The 10,109-nt window shown below is 32.2% G+C and carries 9 protein-coding genes; all 9 read right to left on the minus strand.

All coding sequences use genetic code 11. The features are described 5' to 3' along the window. Positions 1–186 precede the first annotated feature (186 nt). Positions 187–1,419 (minus strand): MFS transporter, encoded by a 1,233-nt coding sequence (locus ABLA76_RS17160; RefSeq protein ID WP_348988855.1) that lies wholly within the window; start codon positions 1,417–1,419, stop codon positions 187–189. Positions 1,420–1,428: 9 nt separating this feature from the next. After that, positions 1,429–2,235 carry a PEP/pyruvate-binding domain-containing protein gene (locus tag ABLA76_RS17165; protein WP_285809906.1) on the minus strand — a complete coding sequence of 269 codons (807 nt, stop codon included), beginning with the start codon at positions 2,233–2,235 and terminating at the stop codon, positions 1,429–1,431. Next, positions 2,232–3,911, minus strand: coding sequence for a PEP-utilizing enzyme (locus ABLA76_RS17170; RefSeq protein ID WP_348988856.1), 1,680 nt, complete (start codon positions 3,909–3,911; stop codon positions 2,232–2,234). Before ABLA76_RS17170 ends, ABLA76_RS17165 begins: the two co-directional genes overlap by 4 nt. A gap of 219 nt (positions 3,912–4,130) precedes the next feature. Further along, entirely contained in the window at positions 4,131–4,913 is a 783-nt protein-coding gene (locus ABLA76_RS17175; protein ID WP_348988857.1) for an SDR family oxidoreductase, read from the minus strand. Next, complete coding sequence (locus tag ABLA76_RS17180) at positions 4,897–5,667, minus strand: SDR family oxidoreductase (RefSeq protein ID WP_348988858.1); 771 nt, start codon at positions 5,665–5,667, stop codon at positions 4,897–4,899. Before ABLA76_RS17180 ends, ABLA76_RS17175 begins: the two co-directional genes overlap by 17 nt. Positions 5,668–5,673: 6 nt before the next feature. Further along, complete coding sequence (locus ABLA76_RS17185; protein ID WP_348988859.1) at positions 5,674–6,831, minus strand: hypothetical protein; 1,158 nt, start codon at positions 6,829–6,831, stop codon at positions 5,674–5,676. Positions 6,832–6,864: 33 nt separating this feature from the next. Continuing rightward, the gene (locus tag ABLA76_RS17190; RefSeq protein ID WP_348988860.1) at positions 6,865–8,055 is read right to left on the minus strand and encodes an AfsA-related hotdog domain-containing protein; all 1,191 of its coding nucleotides are present in this window, start codon (positions 8,053–8,055) and stop codon (positions 6,865–6,867) included. Positions 8,056–8,228: 173 nt separating this feature from the next. After that, on the minus strand, positions 8,229–8,729 hold the full coding sequence (locus tag ABLA76_RS17195; RefSeq protein ID WP_348988861.1) for a DUF2867 domain-containing protein: 501 nt from the start codon (positions 8,727–8,729) through the stop codon (positions 8,229–8,231). A gap of 42 nt (positions 8,730–8,771) precedes the next feature. Beyond that, the gene (locus ABLA76_RS17200) at positions 8,772–9,371 is read right to left on the minus strand and encodes an NAD(P)H-dependent oxidoreductase (protein WP_348988862.1); all 600 of its coding nucleotides are present in this window, start codon (positions 9,369–9,371) and stop codon (positions 8,772–8,774) included. Positions 9,372–10,109: the final 738 nt, after the last annotated feature.

Here is a 10,109-nt window from a genome sequence, read left to right on the forward strand (position 1 = left end):
AAAAAGTATGCTCGCGCCCTGAATACGCGACAAAACCCGCTTTTTACGGGCAAAAGGAGGCATTGAAAAGGGTGATACAATATCCTCACCCTTTTCAATGCATAATATGTCTCCTCATAATTAACTTGGAAATTCTTCACAGTCATTCATATTAGCCAAAGACTATGGGATACACTAATAGCAATATTAATTACCTAAGGGATTGCAATTGTCAGTGAAAGCAATTTTTCTAAAAAGAAGAAATACAAAAATGAATGATATAAAAACTATAGCTACATATACATACAATGAATTATAAATAAATGAAATACTGTCTTTTTCATTACTTATTTTATCAAAAATAACAATAATCGATACGCCTACACTTCCTCCTAAGTAACGAGCAGTAGAAGCAACTCCGGCTAAGATGCCTTGTGCTGAGCCTCCAGCACCTCTAATTATCCATGATTGAGACACTCCATAAACAGCACCAATAGATAAACCAATAAGCATACAACATATAATAGTAACTAAATCAATAAAATCTGAGGAGAGTAATACTATTATTGATAAAATGATGATCGGAAATGAAGCAATCACCTTGGCATTGTTGAGTTTGGAGTTCTTGATTTTTTTCTGAAAAATAGACATAACTGCCATGCTAATAGTCATGGAAAATAAAACAGACCCTACATATGTAGGATTGTTGCCTATCCGATAACTAATATAGAATGGAATTATGGAAACCATTCCATAAAGAATTATGCTATATACAAATGTTATAATAAGACCAATGAGGAATCGTGGAGATAAAAAAAACTTACTTATATTATTAGCACTTAACATTATATCAAAGGTTTTTTCTGTTTTTATGCTTTTAATTTTACATAAATCATCTTTATTGAAACATGATATAGATATAATCATAAAAACATAAACAGGAATATTGATATAGAAAATATATTCCCATCCAGCAATGCTTGTTATAAATCCACCAAAAATAGGACCAATTGCAACAGAAAAACCTAGAGCGCTACTAATTGCAGACATGACACTATCTGTACTTTTATTCTCTTTTAACGAAAGCAAATATGTTATTAGTGCAGGAGTTAATAATACCCCACCTAATCCTAAAATATTTCTAGAAATAAAAATAATGTCTTTGTTATCACTAAAAAAAGGAAGAAATGATGAAATTATAACTCCTACTCCACCTAAAACAATAACATTTTTACTTCCATAGCGATCGCTAATATAACCTGAAGGAATTTGAAATAATAAGTTAATTATCAAGTAAGATGCTATCAGGTATGTCATTGCGACCGATGCGTCAACTGATAACTCATTACTGATAGTCGGTAATGCAGCAGCTACCATTGTCGAATTTAGAGGGATGAATCCTAAGCATACAATATAAAAGTAAAAATTAATATTATTCATTAAGTATACTCAGACTGTTATAGTACGACATTGTAGCAGATATAGATAATCATTTGAAATACACCACTCTATATCTAATCCATCACCATAAAGTTTTTCACATTGACACCCTAATTGATATAAATCATCAATGTTTTTTGGTGATAGTGATGAAGCTTCAATGTAGGCCTCGTCTACGTTTACCTCCTGGAGATAACCATTATCACGTAAGCGTAATTGTGTATCTTTATATCCTAAGCTTGATGATATTAGTATGCCATCCTCACTCACCCGATAACTATCAGGTACAACCAGACCAGAAACAACAACTTCTCCTACACCCCATGCTGACTCAATCACGAACTCTTTTCTCTTTGTGACCGGATCTCTGGTAAACATGACACCAGCCATTCTGGGTTCAATCATTTTCTGAATGATAACAGCCATCACAGAGATGGAACTCATACCAAGCTTAGAACGATAATCAAGTGCAGACTGAGTCTGCCCTGATAATTTGACATCAATAATGCTACTTAATAGCTGTTCAAAATTATTTACATTGAGAATACTTTTGTGCTGTCCAGCAAAACTGGCTATATCATTATCTTCATCAGAAGCCGACGAGCGTACAGCAACTGGGTATTCAATTTTATCAAAAGTACATTTTAAATATTCAATAGCCCTAGGGTCATTTAAAGCAACAAGGTTAACTAGTTTTGGAGACAAAACATATCCAGAAGGCACAGGTAAGCTTGCCCGAAGAGCCTTAGATAAATTATATGCTTTTCCTCCATAACCATTTAAAATTGTGGCATCTATTAGAGGTATTATTTTCATATTATTTTCTCCACTGTGCCATTACTACCATCAACTCGGATTCTGCAACCATCCTCTATCACTTGTGTAGCATCTCTTGTACCAACTACGCTTGGTATTCCAAATTCCCGAGCGACAATTGCAGCATGAGACAATTGTCCTCCGCGGTCTGTAACTATTGCGCCAAGTAGAGGAAGAATAACATTATATGAAGCCGTCGTACTCCGAGTAACTAGTACATCTCCCTTTTGGATTTTACCGAAGTCTTCCACTGAATTAATAATACGCGCTATTCCCTCATAAATGCCAGGGCTTACTGGTGAGCCTGTTAATTTCGAACCATCTTCAACAAAAGTTGACTCTTCATATACTTCTTTTAGAACAATAGAGATTGCTGACAAACTTAATCTAGCTGCTTTAGGTAGATTTTCAATTCTTCCCTGACCATAATATATATTATCTTCCTCACCAAGCATTATTGGCGCATTCTCAATACATTGTGATGTACACCAATTTCGTCTTTCTATTAATGTACTAGACAATATTGTGTTTCTACCAGCTAATAGATCGCATACTTCTTCATTAGTTGCATATAATGCAAGACTTGGATTCTCTATTTTTCCTATCTTATATAATCGTTCTCCAGCATGTTTGAGAGCGCGACGTGCTAACCCAGTAGCTAAAACATCTGTATAAAGACTTCTTTCATCTCTAAGACGATTTAATAAACGTGCTTCATTTAATAATTCATTAAATTCAATATGATGTTCACTTGGTATTTTTGATAGAAGTCTATTATGTCTTTTTTCATTCTCTATATCAAATTCATTATTACTGGTGTTAATATTTCCATTTAGATGTAATAATATATTGTCAACTAAAACATCCGGCATATCATTACCAACTTTGTCCGTAACATCATAACCCGTGATTAATCTATTACCAACAAGATTAAAGTAATTATTGAGTTCTTTCTTTGTATTCGAATTTGAAATTCGGATTATTTCAGATAATATATCCTCTTTCTTCATATTAATAAAAAAATTGGGGTCAATATTATCTTCTTGTATACTTGAAGCTAGGCGTCTAAGAGTATCTTCTGCTATGCCTAAAGATATTGATGTCGTTCCTGCTAACAATGATAGAGCTTCAGGGGAAGCGATTCCACCTTTTTCTTGACAGAAAGACAAATATAATCCAAGAGGTAGTACACTAGGGATTGTGTATATGTGGTGCAAATACATCATATATAATGAATTTTCATAGCATTCATTTAAATGTTCTATTAATTCACTATCTGATAGGGCGGTAATGTCAATTGCCTGGATTTTATCATTTTGTTTTATTGCCGATGGCTTTACTATTCGATCCCAAATATCTAAATCCTCTCGCCATAATTTTTTCTCGATAGCTTCAATACCTCTGTTTATACGCTCAGATATGACTTCATCACTTTCTGAATTACAATCTTTTGCAGTGCAAAGAACTACTTTTTTATAAAAAAAACCATTAACATATGCATAATCAAGATGGCTGAGAATTAGCCCATATTTCGACGAGCTTTCCTTTAATCCTTTAACTACACTTTCAGTAAAAAGCTTTTCCACATAAGGAGATGCTGGTCTATAAAAATGTGAATTATCGAGTAACCAAAGACCATCACCCGGAACTTTGTATTCAGTACTAAAATTAATCATAAATGATACCTCAATTTAATATTTATAGATATTTTATAAGAAATGAAAAACATAAGTTTCACAACAAAAAATATATTTTTGTTTTTAAGATGATTAATATAACTTTTAAAATTCGTTAACTATTAAAATAACCTATGATAGATGAACATATATCAAAAGACAAATCAAAAAATAATTTTTCAAGTTGTGTCTAAGACTTAATTTACAAAAATTGTATATTTACCTCTGATTTATTTTTTCTTTCAATGCTAACATTAGGTCTCTAATATCGTAGAATTCACCGAAATTTAGATTTAATAATTCAATATTATCTAAAATTTTCTTTATATCTATTGCACGTTGTTCCGGTGAAACAACATACCCTGGTTTTTTTGCTCTTTGTGAAAGAGAGTGTAATTCAGGAAACCTATAAGGTTCATCATGATATTTGTCTATAGCATCTTTAATACTAGTATAAACATTACATAGACCTAGTGCTATAAATTTCATGTTATTATTCTCAAGTTGATATATTTTTATCAAACTATTGAGGGCCGCCTTCGAAGAAGCATATGCTAACATTCCTGCTCGAGGTCGTAGACCAGATATAGACGCAGATGCCACAGTATATTCTGGAATCATACCTAACTTAATACATGTATCTATTGTAGCTTTTACTGATACTACATTGAGTTTATATACATCCATAAGTTCTAATACTGAGATGTCTGTACATCCTTTTGGAGAAGGGCCAAACATACCAGCATTTAAAAATAAATATTTAAACTCCATTCCATGAATAATATTTTTAAATTTCAGGAAAATTTTTTTGATTTCATCAAAATCTGTAATATCTAGTTGAAAAAAATGCATGTTAGTGTGTTTAATCCAAGAGCCAGGTATCCTTCTCGCTATGCCACAAACTATAAATCCATTTGAAAGAAACATTTTTGCTAATGCTTCTCCTATACCACTGCTAACACCAGTAATGAGAACATATTTATTTTTATGAATACTTTCCACTACTATATCCTCCATCTACATCTACAATACTCCCTGTCATATAACTAGCTCCTGGTCCCAACAAGAAAATGATCGCTTTTGCTACTTCCTCTGGTTTAGCCATACGTTTCATGGCCGTGACTTCTATTTTTTTCTTGGTACTTTCAGGATTAGATTTTAGATTTTCTATGCTATTCATCCCACCTAATATTGGGCCAGGAGCAACAGCATTTATACGTACTGCATGACCATTGCCATTATCTTGAGCATTTTCGATGGCTGCAACCTTTGTCAGCATATTAAGAGCGGCTTTACTAACACAGTAAGCCGCTTGGTCAGGAATTGCTAAAACACCAGCACATGATGATACGTTCACTATAGCTCCATCTGGTATTGTTCGCATTAAGTGAAGTTCATGCTTAAGGCATTGAAGAACACCATTTAGATTGGTGTTTATTATTTGTGACCACGATAAAAAATCGATATTCATTATAGAAGCCCGAGGGGCTGTTATTCCTGCATTATTAATTGCATAATTTAAATATCCATAATTATCTTTAATGTGTTTGAATAATGCATCGATCTGTTGAGGTATGGTTATATCACATTGGTAAAACTTTGCTGACTTACCAATGTTTTTCACTACTTCATTTCCTCGATCTAGATCTCTCCCTGTCAATATTAGCTCTGCATTAAATTCTGCCATAAGATTAGCACATTCCGCACCTAAACCACTTGAGGCACCGATAATCAGACATTTTTTATTAGTAAACATTTGTATCTATCCCTGATAAGTTATACTACTTGGGCGCTGGTATTTAGGATTAACACAGCAATACACTCGATCTAGATTTGGATTACTCTTATCACGGAAACAATTTCCATCAAAGTGACATTTATAAATTTCATTTTCTCTTCCTGCGATTGATTTTAAAATCAATTCATTATCTGCAAAAATTGCACGGGTCATACCAACCAACTCAACATTTAATTCATGTATGAGTTGCTCTGCATCTTTAAGGTTCGCAACAAATCCAGCAAATCCCAGAGGTAAACGTGTTGCAGAACGAATTTTTTTAATGCCACTGTGGAAAAGGTCTTTAGATTCACTTGTTGAATTTAGCATCCAATTAAAAGTTTCCCTTATTGACATAGAACACTCTATGAATACGACTCCTAGTGATTTTAATACACCTAAACAAGGAGCAAGCACTTCCGGTCTTTGGCCTTTTTCCCCAAGGCAATCATCAATCCCCAAACGAATGGAAACGTCCAAATTTGGTAAAGCTTGTTTAATATCACTAATAACGTCGGTCAATAATTTCATTCTACGGAAAGGGTCTCCTCCATATTCATCTAATCGATGGTTTGTATATGGCGATAAGAAACTGCTAAGTAGATATCCATTCGAGGCTTGTAGCTGAACTATCCGAGCTCCAGCTAGCTGGGCTCTTTTTGCTGCTTCAACAAATTGATAACGTACTTCTATGATATCATCTAGAGTCATTACTCTAACTTTGTGATCATCCTCTTTTTCTTTCGTTTTCGAACAAATTAAACCGCTAGGAGATAATAACTTAGATCCAGCAAATGTATTACTACCTTGAGCACCATAATGTTGTAACTGAACGACTACTTCGCAACCATTTTTATTTCCATAGTTTATTATTGGATATAATGCTTCAGCATGCTCATCATTATGTAAGCATAATCCATGTTTATGTAACCGTGTCGATGGGTGTATTGACGCATTGCCTAGCACAACCATTCCGCACCCACCATTAATAATATTTTCATAGAATTGTGTAAACTCAGCAGATGCCCTACCATCATTATGAGAAACATCTATTCCCATAGCTGAGAAATATAGTCTATTCTTAAGAGCTATTCTTTCATTCAAGTAGAATGGTGATAGACTTTTTTTAAAGTTATGTTCCATCACAGCCTCTAATATTTAATATAAACACTCACATTAGATGTGTGAGAATAATTTATTACTTAGAAGTTGGTCTTTTGTGTATTTTTTTTGGAAAAAATAACAATTTAACTTTATAAACTCACTTAGTTTTTGTTCATGATAACGATCTAATATAGAAAAATTAGCAAGCATAACATTATTTAATTTGTCAAATGTTATTTCTTCTATCGGTAATTTTAAAATGTTTTTTTTATTTGCTTGAATAATTACCCATTTTATATCACTAGTAATAGGGCTGTTAGTGATTAATCGGATACCAGAAGTCGAAATTGCATCAATATCTACAATGTTAATTTTTTCAGTATCTCCCATTAGCATAACTAGTCTATTAGTTCTGGAGAATAACTTAAACCAATGGTCCTTTGGAAAATTAAGAGTTCTCATCCGTTTGAAAACATTTAATTTCAATACTCCACCTTTTAAACGTACACGTGCAACTAAATTCCCGTTTTGATAAAAAGATGATATCAAATCTATATGCCGTGGGCACGTATGAGCAATGTCAGAGGTTGTGGAAACAATAACTTCCAGCTCATAGGATGACTCTGTAAAAGCACAAAAATCAACTTCAAGAGACGATATGGTAATACTAACATCGCCTCTTGAATATCCTGAGTAGCTGTAGACATAGTGGTACATTGCTTGGCGAGACATTTCAATTAGCATTAAACCTGGAACATGTTCATGTTCTTTACGATAGAAAAAATAATGTTCAGTATCATTTTTAATTATATATCTATTGGCTCTACTTACAGGCATCTCACCATACTTTGACAATGAATATCCTATCTTATCAACTAACTCATTACTAATTGAATGTTCTTTGTTATCAATTAACTCCCTTAGATTGTTAAAAGCGATTTTAGGTAAGTATTTGTTTTTTAAAATCCACTTTTCATCTTGGAGAACGTAAAAATCTTTGAAATTAATTTTTTTATTTTCTATTAACTCTTCCATGGATTTTTTAGACAAACAAAAAGAAATGTGTTTTAAAACATACACACCCCCCTCTTTTATATAAACAGAAAAAAAATCATTAATTTCATCGTTACTGGCTGTTTTTATAAATTCACTAATAATGCTTTCTTTAATATAAGTAGGCAAAATTGGCTTGAAGCTCATTAATAGCACGTCATCTTCATGATCCTTATGAAGAATATATGGTGTGATAGCTAACTGTTCCATAGATAAGATTCCTTATTGGTTTTGGTTTTTTTAACCAAAGAACCCATAAATACAATTTCAGGAGTTAAATTAAAAACTCACAATAAATAATTAATTTAGTATCATGAAAATAAATTATTTCCATGTTCCTTGTTCTGATCTTAAACTATTTTATTTTTAATATTTAACTGTTTTCACGGAGAGTTAACTTTAGATAGCATGTTTTTTACAATAATATCATGTGTGAGGGATACGGGTATCATATACATTTTACCAAAAAAATTATGAATTATAACAGATGCCGTTACTGTTATTTTACAACTAGGTTCATTATTACAGTCTGGGAAAATATTCAGAGATATTAAAACAGACAAATGCACATCTTCCGATAATAGGCACATTTCATCATCTTTGATTCGTAAAATTTTAAAAAAGTCAATATAATCTCCATGAGAAAGTGTTTTCTTTAAATATTCGCCAGAAAATCCATGAATTTTCTTTACACCAGCAAGGCATGATATGTTATCCCTTATAGTAAAGGCTATGCGTAACCACAGTGGTATATCTGCTGTCATTTTACTATAAGCCTCAAAAGCTGTTATTTTCTTTTTAAGAAAAGTGTCTTGTTGGCTATAATAATATAAATTTTCTTTCTTATCTAAGAGTAATATACCTGATTTATTACGATAATACATATACCCTCATAGAGTTGTGTCCTATGTTCTTTCGAAAAATTATCAATTGATATCTCTGATTAAATTTATCTTTTCACTTTCTGCTTTCAAAAGCAATTTTTCATATAGCAAATCGGGATTATCTTGTTCATTTGAAATTTTACAACATACATCAGAAATTACTTTCTGGATAGTATTCTCTGATAGAAACACTGACTCATATATTACAATGGGTGGTAAGTATTTTGCTTTAACATAGTTCACAGTCTGCTGTATTGGTTTGAGTAATTCATCTATTGTATAATTGTTGAAGCTACCTGCACGATAGCCTTCTTTAGGAGCTCCTACAGTAGTTACTACTTGAATTTCTTTATTAGAAAGTTTATTCCCATTTCGAGCATATGCAAAACCAGGTAGAAAAATATCATCAATCCATTTTTTCATCAAAGCTGGCATTGAATACCAGAACATTGGAAAAATAAATATTATTCTATCGTAGTCAATTAATTCATTTTGCTCTTTTTCAACATTAAAAATATAGTTAACATGTTGATTTTCTAATAAACGAGCTGTAACGCCAAATTGTGGAAGCTGTCTTACAAATTCTGCGCTTAAACGAGAGTTTTTTAAATCAGGGTGCCCAATAATAGATAGTACTTTCATATGGCTCCAAAATATAAAATTAACAATAGATAAAATAAACTAAAAATACAAGCACTAATAAGAGAATATTTCACTGTAAAAGTTGAAGTTTTTAACTATAATAAGTCAATTAGTTACGTCGCTCCTTGAATATGTGTGACACGAAAATTATTATGGAGTTTATTGTTTTCAGGCACACAGTTACATTACATTCATATGCCTATAAAGGGTTATCTGCACTTAGCTCAAGTGAAAATAACGATATTTTAGTTAGAGTCTTGACCAATTATAAAGTGTAATAGAATATCAATCCATAATTCCTCAAGACACTGTCTAATAAACTAATTATTACTGCCTGGAAAAACACTCAGAGGTATTAAAATAGTCAAATGTATATCTTCTGATAATAGGCGAATTTCATCATCTCTGATGTGGTAATCTTAAAAATCAATCTAATTCCCATGAGAAAGTGTTTCCTTTAAATATTTGCCAGGGAATTAATTAATTTTCTTTACACCAGCAAGAATTGAAATGTTATCCCTTATAGTAAAGGCTATGCGTAACCACAATGGTATATCCTCTGTCATTTTCCTTTTAAGAAAAGTGTTTTACTGGCTATAATAATATAAGTTGTCTTTATTCTCTAAGATTAATATACCTGATTTATTACGATAATACATATACCCCCGTAGAGTTGTTTCTTATATTTTTTCGAAAAGTTATTAATTGATATGTAAGCAGGGCGCGAGCATACTTTTT

It is taken from the genome of Xenorhabdus sp. SGI240 (assembly GCF_040081915.1).
Classification (GTDB): domain Bacteria; phylum Pseudomonadota; class Gammaproteobacteria; order Enterobacterales; family Enterobacteriaceae; genus Xenorhabdus; species Xenorhabdus bakwenae.

Bases quoted from the DNA above. Each gene is read 5' to 3' on its own strand.
- ABLA76_RS17160 (WP_348988855.1), bottom strand. From the start codon at position 1,419: ATGAATAATATTAATTTTTACTTTTATATTGTATGCTTAGGATTCATC.
- ABLA76_RS17165 (WP_285809906.1), bottom strand. From the start codon at position 2,235: ATGAAAATAATACCTCTAATAGATGCCACAATTTTAAATGGTTATGGA.
- ABLA76_RS17170 (WP_348988856.1), bottom strand. From the start codon at position 3,911: ATGATTAATTTTAGTACTGAATACAAAGTTCCGGGTGATGGTCTTTGG.
- ABLA76_RS17180 (WP_348988858.1), bottom strand. From the start codon at position 5,667: ATGTTTACTAATAAAAAATGTCTGATTATCGGTGCCTCAAGTGGTTTA.
- ABLA76_RS17185 (WP_348988859.1), bottom strand. From the start codon at position 6,831: ATGGAACATAACTTTAAAAAAAGTCTATCACCATTCTACTTGAATGAA.
- ABLA76_RS17190 (WP_348988860.1), bottom strand. From the start codon at position 8,055: ATGGAACAGTTAGCTATCACACCATATATTCTTCATAAGGATCATGAA.
- ABLA76_RS17195 (WP_348988861.1), bottom strand. From the start codon at position 8,729: ATGTATTATCGTAATAAATCAGGTATATTACTCTTAGATAAGAAAGAA.
- ABLA76_RS17200 (WP_348988862.1), bottom strand. From the start codon at position 9,371: ATGAAAGTACTATCTATTATTGGGCACCCTGATTTAAAAAACTCTCGT.